This window comes from Mesorhizobium sp. P160927 (genome assembly GCF_057766385.1).
Window position 1 is genome coordinate 4805836 of sequence record NZ_JBYMDW010000001.1, and the last position, 21248, is coordinate 4827083.

The following is a 21248-nucleotide window of genomic DNA, read 5'->3' on the forward strand; positions in this document are numbered from 1 at the left end:
TGCTCTGGACGGCCACGGGTTTCATAACGTTCCGTTTCCGCCTGTAACATCAATGGCATGCAGGCGACATTGCTGCCGGCGCTTCGGCGCTTTAACAACGACTCCGGAAACGAAATACCGGAGACAGCCGCATGACCGCGAAATGGGATTTCTGGATCGATCGCGGCGGCACCTTCACCGATATTATCGGCCGCGACCCGCAAGGCGGGCTGCATCCGCGCAAGTTGCTATCGGAGAATCCTGAAGCGTATGCCGATGCGGCCATTCAGGGCATCCGCGACCTGCTCGACCTTGAAGCGGCCGCCGCGATCCCGTCCAGCCTGATCGGCGACATCAAGATGGGCACGACGGTGGCGACCAACGCCCTCCTGGAGCGCAAGGGCGACCGCGTGTTGTTGCTCATCACCAAGGGGTTTCGCGATGCGCTAGGGATTGCGTACCAGGCGCGACCGGACATTTTCGCCAAGGAGATCATCCTTCCCGAACAGCTTTATGAGCGCGTCATCGAGGTCGACGAGCGCGTGCTCGCCGACGGCTGCGTCGAACGGCTGCTCGACATATCAGCCTGCCGGCCGGCCATGGAACAAGCGAAAGCGGATGGCATCGACGCGGTGGCGATCGTCTTCATGCATGCCTGGAAATACCCCGATCACGAGAAGGCGGTGGCCAAGGTCTGCCGCAAGCTTGGTTTCGGCCAGGTCTCGGTCAGCCACGAGGTCTCGCCGTTGACCAAGCTGGTCGGCCGCGGCGACACCGCGGTGGTCGACGCCTATCTGTCACCAATCCTCTCCCGCTATGTGCAAAGGGTGGCGGGAGAGCTGGGTGCGGCGGGAGAAAACAACGGATTCCCCCGCCTGATGTTCATGATGTCTTCTGGCGGGCTCACCGCCGCCGACATGTTCCAGGGCAAGGACGCACTGCTGTCGGGCCCGGCCGGCGGCGTGGTCGGCATGGTCGAGACGGCGAAGCTCGCCGGTTTCGACAAGGTCATCGGCTTCGACATGGGCGGCACGTCCACCGACGTCGCCCACTATGACGGCGAGTATGAACGGGCCTTCGACACCGAAGTGGCTGGTGTGCGCGTCCGCGCGCCGATGATGCGCATCCACACGGTCGCCGCCGGCGGCGGCTCGATCCTGCACTACGAGGCCGGCCGTTTCCGCGTCGGACCGGACTCCGCGGGCGCCAATCCCGGCCCCGCCGCCTACCGGCGAGGCGGCCCGCTGGCGGTGACCGATGCCAACGTGATGCTCGGCAAGCTGCAGCCCGACTTCTTCCCGTCGATCTTCGGTTCCCGCCAGGACGCACCGCTCGACGCGGAAACCGTGCGTGCGAAATTCGCGGCACTTGCCGCCGAGATCGGCGATGGCCGGCCGCCCGAATCGGTCGCCGAGGGCTTCGTCACCATCGCGGTCGAGAACATGGCCAATGCGATCAAGAAGATTTCCGTGCAGCGCGGTTACGACATCACCGAATATCTCCTGAACTGCTTCGGCGGCGCCGGCGGACAGCACGCGTGCCTGGTCGCGGACGCGCTTGGCATGGAGGCCGTGCTGATCCATCCCTTCTCCGGCCTGCTTTCGGCCTATGGCATCGGGCTGGCCTCGGTGTTCGCCTCGCGCCAGCAGGCGCTGCTCAAGCCGCTCGCCGAAGAGTCCATAACGGAGATTGGCGACCTCATCGCCACCTTGAAAAAGGCCGTTATCGCGGAGCTGGCGGCGCAAGGCATCGCCGAGGCCGCGGTTGCCACCAGGCCGGTGCTGCACATTCGCTATGACGGCACCGACACGACCCTCCCGGTGAATTTTGAGAACGATTCGATTTTCCAGGCAAAGCGCGATTTCGAAATCGCCCACAAAGCGCAATTCGGTTTCGTCTATGACGCCAAACCGATGATGGTCGAGACCGTCGGCGTCGAGGGCACCGAAACCGGCCAGACCAGCGCCGAGGCCCATGCGCCTGCCGGACCGGCAACGATCCATCCAGCCGCTTCCGAGACCCGGCGTATCTACACGGAGGGCCAGTGGCATGAAGCTGGCGTCTACCGTCGCGAGACCCTGGGACCGTCCAATCTGGTCGCCGGCCCCGCTTTGATCATCGAGCCGAACCAGACCATCGTCGTCGAGCCGGGCTGGCGGGCCGAAATCACCGACCTCAATCACGTCGTCATACGCCGCACGGAAAAGAAAACGCGCGCCGCTGCCCTGGGCACGCAAGCCGATCCGGTGATGCTCGAAATCTTCAACAATCTCTTCATGTCGATCGCCGAGCAGATGGGCGTGACGCTGCAGAACACCGCCTATTCCGTCAACATCAAGGAAAGGCTGGATTTTTCCTGCGCCGTCTTCGACCACACCGGGGCGCTGGTCGCCAACGCGCCGCACATGCCGGTGCATCTCGGCTCCATGGATCGTTCGGTCGAAACCATCATCCGGCTGAACTCCAGCGACATCCATCCCGGGGACGTCTTTGCCTTGAATGCCCCCTATAATGGCGGCACGCATCTACCCGACATCACCGTGGTGACACCGGTGTTCGACGACATCAGGAAAAACATCCTCTTCTGGGCGGCCTCGCGCGGCCACCATGCCGACATTGGCGGCACCGCCCCGGGCTCGATGACGCCGCTCGCCACCACGGTCGACGAGGAAGGCGTTCTGTTCGACAACTTCCGTATCGTCGACCGTCGAAAATTCCGCGAGACGGAGTTGCATACGCTGCTCACCGATCATCGCTACCCCGCCCGCAACCCGCACCAGAACATCGCCGACCTCAAGGCACAGATTGCCGCCAACGAGAAGGGCGTCGCCGAACTGCGCAAGATGGTCTCCCATTTCGGACTCGACGTCGTCGAGGCCTATATGGGCCATGTCCAGGACAATGCCGCCGAGAGCGTGCGCCGCGTGCTGGAGCGGCTGCCGGACACGTCGGAATATGAATATCCGACCGATACCGGCCAGGTCATCAAGGTGAAGATCACGGTCGACCGGCAAAAGCGGGAGGCGACCGTCGATTTCACCGGCACGTCGCCTGTCATGAAGAACAATTTCAACGCGCCCGAACCGGTCGCTCGGGCCGCCGTGCTCTACGCCTTCCGCGTCATGGTCGAGGACATGATCCCGATGAACGCCGGCTGCCTCAGGCCGATCAACATCGTCATTCCCGACGGCTGTATGCTGAAGCCGGCCTACCCTGCCGCCGTCGTCGCCGGCAATGTCGAGACCTCGCAGCACGTAACCAATGCGCTGTTCGGCGCCATGGGGGCGATGGCCAATGCGCAAGGCACGATGAACAACCTGACTTTCGGCAACAAGAAATACCAATATTACGAGACCATCTGTTCGGGCTCGCCGGCCGGCCATATGAACTCCGGCCGCGGCTTTGGCGGCACCTCCGGCGTGCACACCCATATGACCAATTCGCGCCTAACCGATCCGGAGGTGCTTGAACTGCGCTTCCCCGTGGTGCTGGAGGATTTTCACATTCGCCAGGGATCCGGCGGCAAGGGCAAATGGAACGCCGGCGACGGCACCAGACGCACCATCCGCTTCCTGGAGAAAATGGAATGCGCCATCCTCTCCTCACATCGCAACCGGCCGCCGCAAGGGCTGGATGGGGGCGGCGACGGCGAGGTCGGCTCGACCAAGGTCCGCCGCAACGACGGCACGGTCGACGTGCTGAAAGCCTGCGACCAGACCGTGCTCGACGCTGGCGAGGCCGTCATCGTGACGACGCCGACGCCGGGCGGGTTTGGCAAGCTGTAAGGGAGACGTCAACAGGCTGTCACCGGCCTGTCATGACCCTGGGTTACCCGCTTGCGGCAAAGCAAATGGGGAATCACTTTGCCATGACGGACGTCTCATCGGATCTGGTTTTTCGCCGCGGCAAGGAAGTTGGAAAAGCGGTCTACCAGAACCGCGCGCTTTCGAAAGCCGGCATCTCGGAGCGGCTGTTCGCCTTCCTGTTTTCCGGCCTCGTTTATCCACAGATCTGGGAAGACCCTGACGTCGACATGGACGCGATGCAGCTTGACCAAGGTCATCGCGTCGTCACCATCGCTTCCGGCGGCTGCAACATCCTGGCCTACCTTACCCGCTCGCCGGCACGGATCGACGCCGTCGACCTCAACGCCGCCCACATCGCGCTGAACCGGATGAAGCTTGAGGCCGTCCGCCATCTGCCTTCGCAGGGCGACCTCTTTCGTTTCTTCGGCGCCGCCGACACCAGTCACAATTCCGAGGCCTACGACCGCTTCATCGCCCCGCATCTCGATGCGGTCAGCCGCCACTATTGGGAACACCGCAACTTGCGCGGCCGCCGGCGCATTGGCGTTTTCGACCGCAATTTCTACCAGACCGGCCTGCTTGGCCTGTTCATCGCCATGGGCCATCGCACGGCGAAGTTCTTCGGCGTCAACCCGGCCCGCATGATGGAAGCCAGAAATATCGGCGAACAGCGCCGCTTCTTCAACGAGGAACTGGCGCCAGTCTTCGAGAGGAAGCTGCTGAAATGGGCAACGTCGCGCAAGGCTTCGCTGTTCGGCCTCGGCATTCCGCCGGCGCAGTATGATTCGCTGATCACCTCCGGCGACGGCACCATGGCCAGCGTGCTGAAGGCCCGGCTGGAAAAGCTTGCCTGCGACTTCCCCTTGGAAAACAACTATTTCGCCTGGCAGGCCTTTGCTCGCCGCTACCCGGAACCAGGCGAGGCCGCCCTGCCCGCCTATCTGGAAAAGCACAACTACGACACCATCCGCGGCAATATCGACCGCGTCGCCATCCATCACGCCAACCTGATCGAATTCCTCGCTGGCAAGGATGCCGGCGCCGTCGACCGCTTCATCCTGCTCGACGCGCAGGACTGGATGACCGATGACCAGCTCAATGCACTGTGGTCGGAGATCACCCGCACCGCTTCGGCCGGCGCCCGTGTCATTTTCCGCACCGCCGCCGAGCCCAGCCTGCTGCCGGGCCGTGTCCCGACCTCTTTGCTCGACCAGTGGACCTATGAGAGTGATGCCTCGCGCGAATTCTCGGCCCGCGACCGCTCCGCCATCTATGGCGGCTTCCACCTCTATGTGAAGTGCGCGGCATGAGCACGACCGAGCTGCCGGCCCGCCCCGAATTCCAGGCCAACCATGCCGAACTGATGGACGGCGTCTATCGCTGGCAGCGCCACATCTACGACCTGACCCGCAAATACTATCTGCTTGGCCGCGACCGATTGATCGAGGGGCTGGACGTGCCACCCGGCGGCACCGTGCTGGAGCTCGGCTGCGGCACCGGCCGCAATATCATCCTCGCCGCCCGCGCCTATCCAGAAGGTCGCTTCTTCGGCCTCGATATTTCGGCCGAAATGCTGGAGACGGCAGGCGCCGCGGTTGCCCGCGATGGCCTGTCCGATCGCGTAGCGCTGGCAAGAGGTGATGCCACGGATTTCAACGCCAAAGCGCTGTTTGGCCAAGGCAGCTTCGACCGCATCTTCGTATCCTATTCGCTGTCGATGATCCCGGGCTGGGAGAAGACCGTATCGGCAGCACTTGCCGCGCTGGCCCCCATGGGCTCGCTGCACCTCGTCGATTTCGGCCAGCAGGAAGGTCTGCCAGGCTGGTTCCGCACCTTGCTGCGCGGCTGGCTGAAAAAATTCCACGTCGCGCCGCGCTCAACCCTGCGCGAAGTTCTTGAATCAGAATCGCGGCGAACCGGCGCAACCTTCCGTTTTCGTACGCTTTATCGCGGCTATGCCTGGCTGGCCGTGATCAAACCTGGCCTTTGACGGCCAGACACTCAGGAAAGCTGCTCAGCGGTTTTCCCGCCGCAATTTTACCGGTCAGGGCCAATCGACGCAACGGATGAAAGCCGGTATATTAGCGGTCTCTATTTTCTCTCAAGGAGGAGAGCATGAGTGCGCGGGGAATGCTTTCATTGGTTGCTTGCACGGTTTTCTTGAGCTCGTCCGCAATGAGCAATGCAAGCCTGGATATGCCAATCAGGTTTAGCGTTCCGCACCCTGGCAATACTGAAAGACAAAGCCAGCCGGCGAACCGATACCTTCAGACCGCGCAGCAGGATGTCTGCTGCCCGGGTGGTTATCCCTGGTATCGCAATTCAACAAATACCTGTTACGGGAACTACGAAGACTGCCACGATACCGATGGCGGAGGCTGGTCTTGCAGGCAGGTCAACGCCTGCTAGGGTCATAAGCGATTGGGCTAATGCAGCGCCTTCACCAGCGCACCCACCATCGTCTGCGGACGGTAGCCGAACTTGGCCGGCGTTAGCCCGAGCCGCACCACCACCAATTGCTCAGACGGAATAACGGCGACGGTCTGTCCGTCATGGCCCTCCATCCAATAAGTGTCCTTCGGCAGCCCGGCCGCGACGCCGGCGCCGGGATTTTCCTCGTCGCCCGGCGCTTCGATCCATAACTGGCCCTTGCCGTAGACTTTCGAGGAGGATGCCGGCTCGCGCATCCAGTCGACGAAGCCCACCGGCAGGATTTGGTTGCCGTTCCATATACCGCCCTGCAGCAGGAACTGGCCGAAGCGGGCCCAGTCATGCGCCGTGGCGTAGAGATAGGACGAGCCGACGAAAGTGCCCTGCTCGTCGGTCTCGAGCACCGCGCTATGCATGCCGAGTGGATCGAACAGCGCCATGCGCGGCCACATCAATGCCTTGGCCTTGTCGCCGATCGCGTCCTGCCAGAGGCGCGACAGCATCACCGCCGTGCCACTTGAATAGGAAAACGTCTTGCCGACCTCGCCGGTGAGGGGTTTGGTTGCGGCAAAGCCCGCCATGTCCGGTTCGAGATAGAGCATGCGCGTCACATCGGCGACGTCACCATAGTCTTCGTTGAACTCCAGCCCGCTCGACATCGCCATCATGTCGGCAAGGCTGATCGCGGCGCGGCCGTCGGCCTTCCATGGCGTGAACAGGCCCTTGTTGGTGACCGCCATCTTGCCGTCCTTGACCAGCGTGCCGACGATGGCGGCGTTGACGGTCTTGGTCATCGACCAGCCGAGCAGCGGCGTCTTTTCGGAGAAGCCGTCGCCATAGCGCTCAGCGACGACCCGTCCGTTCTTGACCACCACGACCGCGCGCACGCCGGTGCCGGTCATCGCGGCGTCCCCGACAATCTTCGAGACCTCGGGATTCTGCGAGGCATCGACCCGCTCGCCCTCGGGCCACAGCGCGTCCTGACTGGTCGGCGATGGCGGGGCATGGATTGCCGTGCGCCGCGCCTTGCCGACATCGCCGTCGGGAACCGAGGCGCAGCCCAGCCCGTCGCGGGCAACCGCCTCGCTCTTGCCGAGGAAGCCGAGCAGGCCGGCCGAAACCGTCCCCCGGTTCTTGTCGACCGAGACCCGCATCAAGCGCAGCAGCGGGTGGCCCGGCGCCTGCACATCGAGGGCCAGCACCTCGTTGGCGTCGCGGCCGGCGATGAAGACGTTGGAGCAGACGATCTTGGCCGAATAGCCCGAGCCGACGCGGATCAGTTCCGGCGGCGCGATATAGAGCCAGGCAAACAGCGCGGCGATTGCAAGCACGATCAAGCCAAGAAGCCATTTGACGACCTTGACGACGAACCGCATCCATTGCCTCCCAGGCATTCGCCTGACGTTTATGTCATCGAATTGCCGCCATTGCTTCCGCAAAATCTCGCCTCTTGTCCAGCGCCATAAACCAGATATCAACCATGATCGGCGATCACAGGGATGCATGTCGCCCAAAAGTGCGCAGCGGTTTTGGGACACGACATGCATGAAGAACGATATGCCAGGCGATGCGTGGGGCGATCGACTGGAGGGGGCCAGACCAACTTCGGCCATCAGTGCACAGACCCATCAGCGACCGGCTGATTCCGGCTTGGAAGTTGCGATGCGCCGTCTTGCGGCCCTTTTCATGCTGACGCTGCTCGGCGCCTGCTCGACCGTGGACGATCTCTCGCCGCTGTCGCCGTCCGCGTCGAGAAGTCCGACGGTGGCCGTACGCGCGCCGCGCTTTGCCGATTCAAAGCCGCATGAGTGGGACAGCGGTGCGCCATGGAACTATGCCGTCCATGGTACCGACGTTTCCAAATACCAGACCTCGGTCGATTGGCCGACGGCCAAGGCCAGCGGCATCTCCTTCGCCTTCATCAAGGCAACGGAAGGCGGCGACCGTTTCGATGAGTATTTCAGCGAGCACTGGGCGCGCACGAAAGCCAACGGGATTCCACGCGCGGCCTATCATTTCTTCTATTTCTGCACTCCGGCGGCCGTCCAGGCGCGCTGGTTCATCCAGAATGTCCCCGTAGACCGCTCCGCCATGCCTCCGGTTCTCGACATGGAATGGAACCCGAACTCGCCGACCTGCCGGCTGCGCCCCGACGCCGCCACGGTGCGCGCGGAGATGACGACCTTCCTCGAAATCGTCGAGCGGCATTACGGCAAGAAGCCGATCATCTACACCTCGGTCGACTTCTTCGACGACAATGAACTGTCGACCTTCCGCGGCTATCCCTACTGGCTGCGTTCCGTCGCCGGGCACCCGCGCGAGAAATATGGCAGCCACCCTTTCACCTTCTGGCAGTACACCGGAACCGGCATCGTTCCCGGCATGACCGGCAAGTCCGACATCAACATCTTCAACGGCTCGGAATCCGCCTGGAACAAGTGGCTGCGGCAGAACACGCATTGACGCAGTGGCAACGGCAGCGAAGCCGCGGGAATCGTGGTTGCGGCAGATCACCCGTTGACACCGTGACAACGGCAGCGAAGCCGCGGGAATCGTGGTTGCGGCAGATCACCCGTTGACACCGTGACAACGGCAGCGAAGCCGCACGAATGGTGGTTGCGGCAGATCACCCGTTGACACCGGGCCTGCCGCCTGCTTTCGACACAGCCAGCGCTAAAGAGTGCAACCGCTGGTAATTCAGGGCGTTGCGCTTTCAGCCAGGCATGACAATGCCCTCTCGTTTCGAAAGGAAGCTGATGCGACTGCGTTCCCAAGCCCTCGCGGCGCTGTTCTTGTGCGCCACGGCCTTGCCGGCGATGGCGCAGGAATGCGGCGGCGATTTCGAAAGCTGGAAGCAGGGTGTGGCGACGGAAGCCAAGGCTGCCGGTGTCGGCGCGGTCGGTCTTGATGCGCTGGAGGACGCCCGGATCGACGAGAGGGCTCTGGCGCGCGACCGTGCGCAGGGCGTCTTCACGCAAACATTCGTCCAGTTTTCCAACCGCATGATCTCGGCTTACCGGCTGAAGCAAGGTGCGGCGAACATGAAGAAATACGCCGACATCTTCGCCCGCGCCGACCAGCAGTTCGGCGTCCAGGCCCCGGTTATCACCGCCTTCTGGGCGCTTGAAACGGATTTCGGCGCCGTGCAGGGCGATTTCCACACGCTGAGCGCATTGGTGACGATGTCGCATGACTGCCGCCGCCCGCAGCTTTTCCGCCAGCAATTGGTGCCGCTCCTGGAACTGATCGATCGCGGCGTGCTGCCGGCCGACGTCACCGGCGCCTGGGCCGGCGAGATCGGCCAGACGCAGATCCTGCCATCCGACTATCTTGCGCGCGGCATCGATGGCGACGGCGACGGCAAGATCGATCTGCGCGGCTCCGTGCCCGACGTGATCATGACCACGGGCAACAAGGTGCTGTCGCGCGGCTGGAAACGGGACGAACCCTGGATCCAGGAAGTGCGCGTGCCCGAAGAGATGCCGTGGGACCAGACCGGGCGCACCAACAAGCTGCCGCTGACGCAGTGGGCGCAATGGGGCGTCACCAACCCCGACGGCTCGCCGCTGGCCGACAAGGGGCTGAAAGCCGGCCTGGCGCTGCCCATGGGCCGCAAGGGCCCGGCCTTCCTCACCTACGAGAATTTCGACGTCTATCTCGAATGGAACCAGTCCTTCACCTACGCGCTGACCGCGGCCAATCTCGCCGCGCGCCTGGCGGGCGCGCCGCCGCTCGATCCGCGCAATCCCGAGCCCGGCCTCAACAATGAGCAAATGAAAGAACTGCAGACCAAGCTCGAGGCCAGGGGCTACGACGTCGGCACGGTCGACGGCATCTTGGGCACCAACACCCGTGAAGCGATCCGCAAGGAACAGATGCGGCTTGGCCTGCCGGTGGATGGTTGGCCGACGCCGGAGCTGTTGGGAAAATTGTGAGCGAACAGTGAAGGCCGCGAGAGCCTCGTACTGCTACTCGCCACTCCGCCTCTCCCGCACAAAATCAATGAACGCCCTCAGGGCTGGCGGCACATGCCGCACGCTCGGATGGTATAGATAGAAGCCGGGGAAGCTGGGTGACCAAGCTTCCAGAAACCGGACCAGCCGGCCGTTTTCGATCCAGGGCTGAACCTGATAGTCGATCATGTAGGCGATACCGGCACCGCCCAGCACCGCGTTCAGCAGCAAGTCGGTGTCGTTAACGGTCAGCTTGCCTTCGACCGCGATTTCCAGCGCCCGTTTGCCCCGCGCGAACTCCCATCGGTAGATGTTGCCGCCGCCTGGCCATTGGAAATTGATGCAGCGATGCTGGTGCAGATCGCCGGGATGACGCGGCGTGTGGCGTCCCGCGAGATACGCGGGAGCGGCCACCGCGGCCATTTGCAGATCCCCGCTCAGCTTCACCGCCACCATGTCTTTTTCCAGCCGCTCGCCGAGCCGAATTCCGGCGTCAAAACGCCCTTCGACAATGTCCGTCAGCATGTCGTCGATGATCACTGTCAGGCCGATATCGGGATAGGCGCGCTGGAAATCGCCCAGGATCGGCGCGATGAACCGCATGGCGGCCACGCGCGGCACGTTGACGCGCAGCGAACCCGCCGGTTGGTCGCGCGCAGCATGAATATCGGCGACCGCGCCTTCCAGTTCCCTGAAAACAGGACCAAGCCGCGTGAACAGCGTGTCGCCAGCCACGGTCGGCGATACGCTTCGTGTCGTGCGATTGAGCAGGCGGACACCGAGACGTGCCTCCAGCTGCCGGATTGTCTGGCTGAGAGCCGGCGGCGAAATCCTGAGCTTGGCGGAAGCCCGGATGAAGCTGCCCTCCTCCACGATCGTCGCGAAAGCCTTGAGTTCGGAAAATTCGGACCCGCGCATTGTGTATCCCAGGATTAACAGGCAAGTCAGATAATAGCCCATTATATGATCAATAGCTTCGGCCTATTTTCGACCAAGCCGCGTCGCGCGGTCACGAACGGCCGAAAGGAATTGATCATGTCTCATTCGCTTCAGGGCAAAACCGCGATCGTCACCGGCAGCTCGCGCGGCATCGGCCGCGCCATTGCCGAAGGGCTCGCGGCCGACGGCGCCGCGGTCGTCGTCAACTATGTCGGCAATGCCAAGGCCGCTGACGACGTTGTGGCGGCCATCGTGAGCAAGGGTGGCAAGGCGATCGCCATCCGGGCGGACATTTCAAATGTTTCCGACATCCGCCGTTTGTTCGACGAAGCAGAAAGCCAGTTTGGCGACCTCAACATCGTCGTCGCCAATGTCGGCGTCGCTGTGATCAAACCGCTGGTCGAGGCCAGCGAAGCCGATTTCGACCTTGTCTTCGGCACCAACGCCAGAGGCACTTTCTTTACGCTTCAGGAGGCCGCTCGCCGCGTGCGTGACGGCGGCCGCATCATCGCGGTCTCCACTGGCGGAACGAAGATGTTTTTCACGCAGACCGCGCTCTATCTCGGCAGCAAGGGCGCGGTGGAACAATTCGTGCGCGTTCTGTCGCGCGAGCTCGGGCCACGCGGCGTCACCGTCAACGCGCTGTCGCCAGGCTTCACCGACACCGACCTTCTGCCGGAGCGCGACCGCGCCGTGGCGGCCGGCATGTCGCCCTTCGGCAGGATCGGTGCGCCGCGCGATGTCGCCGACGTTGCCGTTTTCCTGGCCAGCGACGAGGCCCGTTGGCTGACCGGCGAGAACATCCAGGCCGGCGGTGGCGTTGCCTAATCCGCCATCGTCTCCAGGCTGGCGAATCCCACCGGCGCGTCGCCCTCATCGAAAGGCGTCGTCACCTCGACGAAGGTGTCGGGATAGAAGCCGTTGAAGCGGGTTCTCAGCGACAGTGAATAAGCGCCTATATGGCCGATCTCGATCCAGTCGCCGGTGTCGACGGTTTCCGGCAGCCAGAACGGCCGCGACAGGATGTCGACGGAATCGCAGGTCGCCCCGCACACCTTGAACGGTACGATCTTGTTCTCGTCGCCGTTGCGCGTGCGGATTGCCGGATCGGGGATAAACCGCGCCGGCAGCGTAATCTTGCCGGTCCACGAATCCGACAGCGACGCCCAGATACCGTCATTGATGTAGAGCCGCTTGCCCTTGCGCAACAGCACGCGCACGATCAGCGACAGGCAGCGCGCCACGATCACCCGGCCCGGCTCGGCCACCAGCGGCATCTGGTCGAACTGATATTCCTTCAGGTCGCCGGAGAGCCGCGACATGATCTGGCCGAGCGACGGCATCTCGATCTGCTTGCGGTTGGGATCATGTCCGTATTCGGCCGGAAAGCCGCCGCCGACATCGAGCCCGGCAATGTCGAAGGTCAGCCGGTTGCGCACCCAGTCGGCCGAGGCAAGCGCCCGCTCATAGGTGTCGGGATCCTCGATCTGGCTGCCGACATGGAAACACAGGCCGACCTTATAGCCGGTGCGGTTCAGCCGCTCGGCGAGTTCGACCGCATAGGCAGGCCCAGCGCCGAATTTTTTGGACAGCTCGTAGGCGGCATGGCCCTTTGTCTGCACACGCACGAAGACGCTGACCGCGCCCGGGTCGATATCAAGCGCCCGCACCACACGGGTCAGCTTGGTGATCTCGTCCTCATGGTCGAGCGAGATGACGCGAATGCCGTATTTCTCCAAAGCCAGCTTGATGTCCGACTGCGCCTTGACCGGATGCATGTAGAGCATCTCCGCATCGGGCGAAACGGCGCGCACGGCGGCGAACTCGCCTGGTGAAGCGACGTCGAAGGCGGTGACGCCGGCCTCGACGAGCGTCTTCAGCACGATCTGCTCGCCATTGGTCTTGACCGCGTAGGCGGTCTTGCCGGGGAACATGCCCATGAACTGCTTCGCATCCGCCTTCAAGACCTGCGGGCGGAAGCAGTAGACCGGGTCATCCGGACGAAGCGCCAGTGCCGCCTCGCTTGCGTTCTCGAATCGCTGCATGGACGAATCCTCGACTTCAGCTCGCACAATTAATCCACGCTAGCGGCTAGCGCATGACCCCGAAAGTTAATTTCGACTTGCGGAAGGATCATGCGCCAGGAATGAACCTCGCAGCGTCCTTTGCGCGTCTCTGGAGACGCGCGGCGCTGCAAGGAAACAATTCTGCGTCTCGTGCTCCTGACTGCACGGCACCTGGCCTTTGCCGAAAGGCTTGGCAGCCGGTCGGGTTTCGGGTGGCCCTTGCCACCGGACCCGATATGGCTTCTGCCTGACGGCTTGCATTCGGGCCGTCTGGGGGAGGATTCATATGGCAGGGAGCGCTGCATCTGCACGCGGACCGATGACGCTCAGGGACTGGGGGCAGTTGCTGCTGCTCGGCGCCATCTGGGGCGGCTCGTTCTTCTTCGCCCGCATCGCGGTGGCGGAGCTTCAACCGCTGGTGCTGGTGCTGTTTCGCGTCGCCATCGCAGCGGTCGCGCTGCAGCTCTATCTCGGCTTGCGCGGACCGTCCTTTCGCCTCGCTCTGCCGCATGCCGGGCTGTTCTTCCTGCTGGCCTTCACCAACAATGTCGTCCCCTTCTCGTTGATCTTTGCCGGTCAAACCCAATTGGGCGCCGGTGTCGCTTCCGTCCTCAACGCCACGACGCCTTTCTGGACGCTGATTTTGGCCAACGCGCTGACATCAGATGAAAAGCTGTCCTGGAACAAGCTCGCCGGCGTCGGGCTCGGTGTCGCCGGCACGGCCGTGATGATCGGTCCCGGCCTGCTGGCGGGGCTCGGCGGCCCTGTCTTGGCCAAATTCGCGCTGATCGGCGCCTCGCTGTCCTATGGTATCGCGCTGATGGTCGCGCGCCGTTTCAAGGGCGTGCCCTCGTCGGTCGTCGCCACCGCGCAATTGACGGCTTCGACCATCATCATGATCCCGATCGTGCTCTTCGCCCATGGCCCGGCCGGCCTGTTCTCCGCCTCGCCGCCGGTGTGGGCGGCAGTGCTGGCGCTGGCGCTTCTGTCGACGGCCTTCGCCTACATCCTCTACTTCAACCTCGTCGCCTCGGCCGGGGCCACCAACGCCTCGCTGGTCACGCTGATCGTGCCGGCCAGTGCCATGCTGCTCGGCTTTCTTTTCCTGGGCGAGCGGTTGGAATTGTTCGAGATCGGCGGTGTGGTGCTGATCGGACTTGGTCTTCTGACAATCGACGGGCGAGTGTTCGGACGGCGTTAAAATTCGGCATGTGCAATCGCGAAAGTCGAAGACGACTTTCGCGGGGGTAGCGCTGCCATGACACAGCATCGACACGCCACCGCCATAATTTATTCACAGGCATGAAGCGGGTTTTTGCCAAGGAGTTTCAACGGCTAACGGCGAAACCGAAGTCGCAAAATCCACAATCACGTCGCAATGCAGCACATTTTCCGCTTGCCTGTGGCACAAATGAACCTAGACTCCAGGACATAGCTCTTTAAGAGGAGGCTATGTCATGGGACTTACGAGGCCAATCAACGCATTGATGATTTGTGCTGCGTTTGCTTTCATCGGCGCCCTCATTATGGGCGTCCTTCCCTGAACCCGCCAAGACGGGGAAGACCAGCACCAAATAGTCCAACCGATTCGAAAGGCCGGGTTTTTACCCGGCCTTTTGCTTACCTGACTGGCCCTCAGGCAGCAGCGGAGCCCGCCACCTCATGCGAGCGGATGCCGATCATATGACAGACGGCGAACACCAGATCGGCCCGGTTCATTGTGTAGAAGTGGAAATCGCCCACGCCGCGCTCGACCAGGTCCAGAACCTGCTCGGCGGCCACGGCGGATGCCACAAGGGCGTGCGTTTGAGGATCGTTCTGCAGGCCGTCGAAACGCTCGGCCAGCCATGCCGGCACCAGCGCGCCGCAGCGGGCCGAGAAATTGGCGACCTGGGTAAAATTATGCACCGGCAAGATGCCGGGAACGATCGGGATGTAGATGCCAGCGCGGCGCGCGCGCTCGACGTAACGCTCGTAGAGATCGTTGTCGAAAAAGAACTGGGTGATTGCCCGCGTCGCACCATTGTCGACCTTGCGCTTCAGCATGTCGATATCGGTGGCGAAGTCAGGGCTTTCCGGATGCTTTTCCGGATAGGCCGAAACCGAAATGTCGAAATCGCCGGCGTCCTTCAGCGCCCCGACCAGCTCGGCGCCGTTGGCGTAGCCGTCCGGATGCGGCCGGTAGGCAGCGCCGACGCCTTCCGCCGGATCGCCGCGCAAGGCGACGAAGCGCTTCACGCCCATGTCGGTGAATTCCTGGATGACGGCGTCGACCTGATGGCGAGCCGCATCGACGCAAGTCATGTGCGCGGCCGGCGTCAGGCTGGTTTCCTTCAGGATGCGGCCGATGGTGCGCGCCGTGCGCTCACGCGTCGAACCGCCGGCGCCATAGGTCACCGAGACGAATTTCGGCTGCAGCGGCTCGAGCCTTGTGACCGTATCCCACAGCCTTGCCTCCATCTCGTCGTTCTTCGGCGGGAAGAACTCGAACGAAACCCTGACCTTGTCGCCGATATCGGGCCGGCGGGAAAAACGAAACTGGTTCATCAGGCGATTTCCCCTATCGAGCTCACTCTGGTCTGCTGGCTGGCATTGGCGGGATCGGCGATCAGCAGGCGCCGGTCGCGGCCAAGCCAGAGCTTGACGGTGAGCCTGGCCTCGTTGCCGCCGCGCGGTTCGAATTCCTGGGCATCCTCGAGATCGAGGCCGGCTTCGGAGAACCACTCTCCGATCTGCCGGTCGGAAAAGCCCAGCCGCATATGCGCATGCTCATCGCGCAGGAATTCCAGTGTGTGCGGCGCGAAATCGACGATGACGAGACGGCCGGCCGGGCGAAGCAGCCGCGCCGCCTCATGGATGGCGCGGGCCGGATCGTCGAGATAGTGCAGCACCTGGTGGATGGTGACAAGATCGAAGGCATCGCGCTCGACCGGCGGCGAGAAGATATCGCCCTGCCGCACCTGCGCATTCGAAACGCCGGCCTTGTCGAGATTGGCCCGCGCCACGGTCAGCATCTCTCGCGACATGTCGATGCCGATCCCCCGCCTGTAGAGTGGCGAGAAGATTTCGAGCAGCCGCCCGGTGCCGGTGCCAAGATCGAGCATGGATTGGAACGGCCGCTTGCCGACCAGCTTCAGCATCGCGGCCTCTACGGCACGGTCGGGCACATGCAGCGAGCGGATATGATCCCAACTTGCGGCGTTCTGCGAAAAATACGCGGTGGCGCGGTCCTGGCGCTTGCGCTTGACGGATGTCAGTCGCTCCAGATCGCGCTCGACCTGCGGATCGGCGCCGCGAATGCCGGCAACCAGCCTCATCACGAAGTCTCGCGCCGAGTCGGCGTCCGACAGGCGGAAGAACGCCCACGACCCTTCCTGGTAGCGGCCGATCAGCCCCGCCTCGAGCAGCAGCTTCAGGTGGCGCGAGACACGCGGCTGCGACTGGCCGAGAATTTCGGTAAGGTCGGAAACGGTGAGGTCGCCACGAGACAACAGTGCCAATATGCGCAGGCGGCTGGATTCGGCCGCCGCCTTCAATGTATCCACCATGGTGTCGAGCGAGACATGCATTAGCGTATTCTCTTCGAAAAAGATATAAACATATGTTTATGTCGAATTTGGCGACCTTGCAAGCGCTATGTCGCTTCCGGACCAGAAAATGCCGCATGCGTGATTTCCCGGTCCGGGTCAGCCCGGAACGTCTAGCGGTTTGAGACAATGGCATGCACCAGCACAGAGACAGGCAATGACCGGACCGCGTGAGATGTTCGAGGTACGCGAAGGCGAGCAGAGACTGGACCAGGATCCGGCCTTGATGCCGCCGGACGCCGGCATCGTCTTCATCGGCCGTATTGCCTCGCCGTGGACCACCCGGGATAGTTGCCCGAAGAACATGCGCGCGGCGCGCGAGGCGGGACAGCCCGCGGTGCTGACCATCGATGCGCCCTATCGTGCGGGCCTGCGCGGGCTGGAGCGCGCCAGCCACGTCGTGATCCTGTCCTGGCTGCATCACGCGCCGCGGAATCTGATCGTGCAAAAACCCCGCCATGCTGCTGAATCGAAAGGCGTATTCGGCCTGCGCTCCCCTGCCCGGCCGAACCCGGTCGGCCTGCACGTGACCAAACTCGTCGGATTGGACATTGGCATCGGGCGCGTCGACCTCGACGCCATCGACGTGCTCGACGGCACGCCGGTCATCGACATCAAGCCGTATTTCGCCTCGACCGATGCCATTGCCGAGGCAACCGTTGAAGGGCGTGACGGGCGATGACGGCACCAACCGGCCGCCGCCGCGCTATCGCCAAGGCTTTGACAGCACTTCTGCCGCTGGCCCCTTATGCCGACATGGAGAAGATCCGCACCGATGCCGGCTCGGTCCATATGAAAGCCTTGCCGCCGACGATCGCCGTCTGGCTGGCGACGATCGCCCACATCCGCCACATGCACACCGATTACGAAAAGCTGCTGGCCGAGGGCTATGACCGCGACTCCGCCCGGTTCTTCGTCATCGAGCAAACCAACATCATGCTCACGCGCTGGCGCGCCACGCGCCTGCTCGACGCCGATGACGAGGAGGAATGAGGCCACTGCCGGGCAGATGGCGCTCTGCTGCCGGATCTTCACCTCGAGGACGACTGAAGTCGGAGCACTGGCCCTATGCGCTCCGCCCGTTGCCGATAGCTTATGACTTCATGGCGAGGAGCTGCCGATGAGCCAAGCCGCACAGGATACTCCGCCGCTGCCTGCAGTGAGCGATCGCCATATTGACCCACATTCCTATCCCGAAGGCATTGCCTTCCTCGACGGCCAATATTTGCCGATGTCGCAAGCCAAGGTCTCGGTGCTGGATTGGGGATTCCTGCACTCGGATGCCACCTACGATACGGTGCATGTCTGGAACGGCCGATTCTTCCGCCTCGATCTGCATGTCGACCGTTTCTTCCTCGCCTTGCAAAAGCTGCGCATGACTATCCCGTTCGATCGCGATGGCGTGGCCGAGGTCCTGCACAATTGCGTCGCGCTGTCGGGTCATCGCGCCGCCTATGTCGAGATGCTGTGCACGCGCGGCGCCTCGCCGACCTTCAGCCGCGACCCGCGCCAGGCGATCAATCGCTTCATGGCGTTCGCCGTGCCGTTCGGCTCGGTCGCGAATGCCGAGCAGTTGCGGCGCGGCCTGCGTGTCGCCATCAGCGACAAGGTGCGCATTCCGCCGGCTTCGATCGACCCGGCGATCAAGAACTACCACTGGCTCGACTTAGTGGGCGGCCTCTATGATGCCTACGACCGTGGCGCCGAGACGGCCCTCATTCTCGATTTCAACGGCAACGTCGCCGAAGGCCCGGGCTTCAACGTCTTCTGCGTCAAGGACGACAGACTGTCGACGCCAGCCATCGGCGTCCTGCCGGGCATCACCCGCCGCACGGTCTTTGATCTCTGCGCCGAGGCAGGTCTTGCCGCAACGACCGCCGACGTCAGCGTCTCCGCGCTGCGTGGGGCCGACGAAGTCTTCATCACCTCGACCGCCGGCGGCATCATGCCGGTGACGGAGGTTGACGGCGCTGACATCGCCGACGGAAAGGTCGGGCCGATCACCAGCCGGCTGATGGCGCTCTATTGGCAAAAGCATGACGACCCGGCCTGGTCGTCTCAGGTGAACTACCCCTGATCAACACGATTTCTTGTTCCACGGGGAAGAGTCTTGTTCAAAAAGATTCCCCCTCGCCTCTGGAAAATCACGGGACAGGCCGTATATGCCCGAAAGCGGAGAAGCCTCCGCTTCCATCCAGAAATTGCGCCCGCAGGGGCAAGGATTCCACATCATGACATCTAAGGTTTGGTTCATCACCGGATCGTCGAAAGGCTTTGGCCGCGTCTGGGCCGAGGCCGCACTGGCGCGTGGCGACCGCGTTGCGGCGACCGCACGTGACACAGCCACGCTCACCGATCTCGTCAATAGATACGGCGACAACATCGCCGCCATAAAGCTCGACGTAACCGACAAGAAAGCCGTCGATGCCGCTGTCGCCGAGGCGCACAAGCGCTTTGGCCGGCTCGACGTCGTCATCAACAATGCCGGCTACGGCCATTTCGGCGCCATAGAGGAAGTCAGCGAGCAGGAAGCGCGCGACCAGATCGAGACCAATGTGTTCGGCGCGCTGTGGGTCACCCAGGCCGCCCTGCCGATCATGCGGGCGCAGCGCTCCGGCCACATCATCCAGATCTCGTCGATCGGCGGCGTCAATGCCTTTGCCTCGCTCGGGCTCTACCACGCCTCGAAATGGGCGCTGGAAGCCTTCAGCCAGTCGCTCAGCATCGAGGTCGCGGAATTTGGCATTCATGTCACGCTGATCGAGCCGGGCGGTTTCTCCACCGACTGGTCGGGAGCATCGGCCAAGGTCTCCAAGCCGATCGAGGCGTATGCGCCCGCCCGCGCCAAGATGGCCGAGCGCCGCGCCAACTCGGTTGCTGGCGATCCCGAGGCGACCGGGCCGGCGATGCTGGCCATCGTCGATGCGGCGGAGCTGCCGCTTAGGGTGTTCTTCGGCGATGGCGGACTGCCGATGATACGACAGGAATACGCCAACCGCCTCGCCACCTGGGACAAGTGGGACCACGTCTCCGTCATGGCGCAAGGCGTCCACAAGAACCGCAAGGGCTGACGCCCAAAATAATAGCTACGCCGCCTACTGGGCGGAGTAGCTATGCCTTGTAAATCCATTGCTCCGGCACCCGCACCGAAATCTCTTCGCCGACCCTGACCACGCCGGGTTTTTCAACCCACGCGACAAGGCCACGCAGCCGCTTCGCCGTCTGCGGGAAGAGCAGCGCGGCTGCATCGCGATCCGGTGCATGGACATGGGTGGCGATGGATTGCCCGGCGACCCGGCACGGCTTGTTCTGCGCGTCGATTTTGATCGTCACGCCCCCTTCGAAGAACATCAGTGAGCCGGCCGGCAGCATCGACAGATGCGGCACGCCCCCGATCAGCATATTGGCTCCGATCCATTCCGGCTTGATCTCCTTCAGACCCATGCGCTCGGCGACGATCGAAAGCTCGTCCGTGGCGACCAGCGACAATTGCCGCTCGTTGCGCATCTCCGTGCCGCGCGGATACCAAGGCTCGCGCCCGCCGGAACGCCGCGTCATTCCGGCATGGAAGTCATGCGCGATCCCGTCGAAGCCAAGATGCAATTCCTCGACGGCTTTCGTCTCGAAATGATCGGAGGGAGCGGCATAGAGCGCCACTGCCTTTGCCGTCAGCTTACGGCCCGGGACGATATCGATCGTGGGCTCGGCAGTTGGAAAAAGCTCTAGGTTTGTTTCCTGCATGCTGCTGGTCTAGAGACCTCGGACAATGCGGTCCAGTCGAAAGCGCTGATGATCCGATCACTGCGTTTGATGCCGATCACGACGTTATTACCGGAAATGCCGTCCCCTTGCAGCGGGCGCGTCCCATTGCCGCCGCGCCACCGATATATATTCGGCGCCAACTCGGGAGGAGGTTCGGCATGGAGGTTGGACAAGCCATCGCAGCGCTCTGGCTGTTCTGGGTGGTATCCTGGATCGTCGCTGCATTCTGGGCTGATCCCGTCCAAAAGCGCGCCACCATCGTGGCGGAGGCCCGCTATCGCGTCTTCTGGCTGGCCGGCACCGTCCTGCTGTTCGTTCCAGCGCACGGCTATCAAGGCAGGCTGAGATTGTGGACGCCGACCCTTGCCGAAGCCTGGGTCTGCGTTGCCGTGATTGCGGTCGGCATCGGCTTCGCGTGGTGGGCGCGCATCCATCTCGGGCGGTTGTGGTCCGCCACGGTCACGGCCAAGGCAGGTCATCGCGTGGTCGATACCGGCCCCTATCGCCTGGTGCGGCATCCGATCTATACCGGGCTGTTGCTGTCTGTACTTGCCACCATGGCGGCAAAGGGCACGGTCTGGGGGATTGCAGGTACGGCCCTGCTCATCATCGGCGTCGTCATCAAGGCGAGGCTGGAGGAGCGTTTCCTGCGCGACGAACTCGGACCCGCCTATGACGATTACGCCAAGCGGGTGCCGATGCTGGTTCCCTTCACGCCGGCCTAGC

General features: G+C 63.0%; 18 protein-coding genes. 12 read left to right on the plus strand and 6 right to left on the minus strand.

What is annotated here, in order from left to right; genetic code table 11:
- Positions 1–131 precede the first annotated feature (131 nt).
- The 3 genes from AC3CB8_RS23450 to AC3CB8_RS23460 are packed head-to-tail and all read left to right on the plus strand — an operon-like array spanning position 132 to position 5775.
- Entirely contained in the window at positions 132–3764 is a 3633-nt protein-coding gene (locus AC3CB8_RS23450; protein ID WP_352563858.1) for a hydantoinase B/oxoprolinase family protein, read from the plus strand.
- A 32-nt stretch (positions 3765–3796) separates the two neighbouring features.
- Positions 3797–5095: a BtaA family protein gene (locus tag AC3CB8_RS23455; protein WP_352563857.1), complete on the plus strand. Its 1299-nt coding sequence runs from the start codon at positions 3797–3799 to the stop codon at positions 5093–5095.
- Positions 5092–5775 carry a class I SAM-dependent methyltransferase gene (locus AC3CB8_RS23460; protein ID WP_352563856.1) on the plus strand — a complete coding sequence of 228 codons (684 nt, stop codon included), beginning with the start codon at positions 5092–5094 and terminating at the stop codon, positions 5773–5775. The genes AC3CB8_RS23455 and AC3CB8_RS23460 overlap by 4 nt, the downstream gene beginning before the upstream one ends.
- Positions 5776–6211: 436 nt before the next feature.
- Here the strand turns inward: AC3CB8_RS23460 and AC3CB8_RS23465 are convergent, their stop codons facing one another.
- Positions 6212–7591 carry a serine hydrolase domain-containing protein gene (locus AC3CB8_RS23465; RefSeq protein ID WP_023792205.1) on the minus strand — a complete coding sequence of 460 codons (1380 nt, stop codon included), beginning with the start codon at positions 7589–7591 and terminating at the stop codon, positions 6212–6214.
- A gap of 286 nt (positions 7592–7877) precedes the next feature.
- Here AC3CB8_RS23465 and AC3CB8_RS23470 point away from each other — a divergent pair, with 286 nt between their 5' ends.
- Complete coding sequence (locus AC3CB8_RS23470; RefSeq protein ID WP_023769644.1) at positions 7878–8678, plus strand: glycoside hydrolase family 25 protein; 801 nt, start codon at positions 7878–7880, stop codon at positions 8676–8678.
- Between the two features lie 293 nt (positions 8679–8971).
- Positions 8972–10150 carry a lytic murein transglycosylase gene (locus tag AC3CB8_RS23475; protein WP_023769643.1) on the plus strand — a complete coding sequence of 393 codons (1179 nt, stop codon included), beginning with the start codon at positions 8972–8974 and terminating at the stop codon, positions 10148–10150.
- Between the two features lie 33 nt (positions 10151–10183).
- Here the strand turns inward: AC3CB8_RS23475 and AC3CB8_RS23480 are convergent, their stop codons facing one another.
- The gene (locus AC3CB8_RS23480; protein ID WP_352595260.1) at positions 10184–11128 is read right to left on the minus strand and encodes a LysR family transcriptional regulator; all 945 of its coding nucleotides are present in this window, start codon (positions 11126–11128) and stop codon (positions 10184–10186) included.
- Positions 11129–11203: 75 nt separating this feature from the next.
- Between AC3CB8_RS23480 and AC3CB8_RS23485 the strand changes: the two genes are divergently transcribed.
- Positions 11204–11935: an SDR family oxidoreductase gene (locus AC3CB8_RS23485; RefSeq protein WP_023792219.1), complete on the plus strand. Its 732-nt coding sequence runs from the start codon at positions 11204–11206 to the stop codon at positions 11933–11935.
- Here AC3CB8_RS23485 and AC3CB8_RS23490 read toward each other — a convergent pair.
- A complete protein-coding gene (locus AC3CB8_RS23490) occupies positions 11932–13152 on the minus strand; it encodes an alanine racemase (RefSeq protein ID WP_023769640.1) in 1221 nt (406 codons plus the stop codon). The two genes, AC3CB8_RS23485 and AC3CB8_RS23490, sit on opposite strands and share 4 nt — an antisense overlap.
- 307 nt (positions 13153–13459) lie before the next feature.
- Here AC3CB8_RS23490 and AC3CB8_RS23495 point away from each other — a divergent pair, with 307 nt between their 5' ends.
- Positions 13460–14374, plus strand: a complete 915-nt coding sequence (locus AC3CB8_RS23495) for a DMT family transporter (protein ID WP_352563854.1) — start codon at positions 13460–13462, stop codon at positions 14372–14374.
- Between the two features lie 434 nt (positions 14375–14808).
- Here AC3CB8_RS23495 and metF read toward each other — a convergent pair whose 3' ends face one another.
- Positions 14809–15720, minus strand: a complete 912-nt coding sequence (metF, locus tag AC3CB8_RS23500) for a methylenetetrahydrofolate reductase [NAD(P)H] (RefSeq protein WP_023769638.1) — start codon at positions 15718–15720, stop codon at positions 14809–14811.
- Positions 15720–16742, minus strand: coding sequence for an ArsR/SmtB family transcription factor (locus tag AC3CB8_RS23505; RefSeq protein WP_015317182.1), 1023 nt, complete (start codon positions 16740–16742; stop codon positions 15720–15722). Before AC3CB8_RS23505 ends, metF begins: the two co-directional genes overlap by 1 nt.
- Positions 16743–16917: 175 nt before the next feature.
- On the opposite strand from AC3CB8_RS23505, the gene tsaA reads away from it, so the two are divergent.
- The 4 genes from tsaA to AC3CB8_RS23525 all read left to right on the plus strand — a co-directional run bounded on the left by tsaA (position 16918) and on the right by AC3CB8_RS23525 (position 19831).
- Positions 16918–17442, plus strand: coding sequence for a tRNA (N6-threonylcarbamoyladenosine(37)-N6)-methyltransferase TrmO (tsaA, locus tag AC3CB8_RS23510; RefSeq protein WP_023769637.1), 525 nt, complete (start codon positions 16918–16920; stop codon positions 17440–17442).
- Positions 17439–17753, plus strand: coding sequence for a DUF2293 domain-containing protein (locus AC3CB8_RS23515; RefSeq protein ID WP_352563853.1), 315 nt, complete (start codon positions 17439–17441; stop codon positions 17751–17753). The genes tsaA and AC3CB8_RS23515 overlap by 4 nt, the downstream gene beginning before the upstream one ends.
- 127 nt (positions 17754–17880) lie before the next feature.
- Complete coding sequence (locus tag AC3CB8_RS23520) at positions 17881–18837, plus strand: D-amino acid aminotransferase (RefSeq protein ID WP_352563852.1); 957 nt, start codon at positions 17881–17883, stop codon at positions 18835–18837.
- Positions 18838–18991: 154 nt separating this feature from the next.
- Positions 18992–19831 carry an SDR family oxidoreductase gene (locus AC3CB8_RS23525; RefSeq protein WP_352563851.1) on the plus strand — a complete coding sequence of 280 codons (840 nt, stop codon included), beginning with the start codon at positions 18992–18994 and terminating at the stop codon, positions 19829–19831.
- A 40-nt stretch (positions 19832–19871) separates the two neighbouring features.
- Here AC3CB8_RS23525 and AC3CB8_RS23530 read toward each other — a convergent pair whose 3' ends face one another.
- Positions 19872–20501, minus strand: coding sequence for an MOSC domain-containing protein (locus AC3CB8_RS23530; protein ID WP_023792228.1), 630 nt, complete (start codon positions 20499–20501; stop codon positions 19872–19874).
- A gap of 179 nt (positions 20502–20680) precedes the next feature.
- On the opposite strand from AC3CB8_RS23530, the gene AC3CB8_RS23535 reads away from it, so the two are divergent.
- Positions 20681–21247, plus strand: a complete 567-nt coding sequence (locus AC3CB8_RS23535) for a methyltransferase family protein (protein WP_352595263.1) — start codon at positions 20681–20683, stop codon at positions 21245–21247.
- Position 21248: the final 1 nt, after the last annotated feature.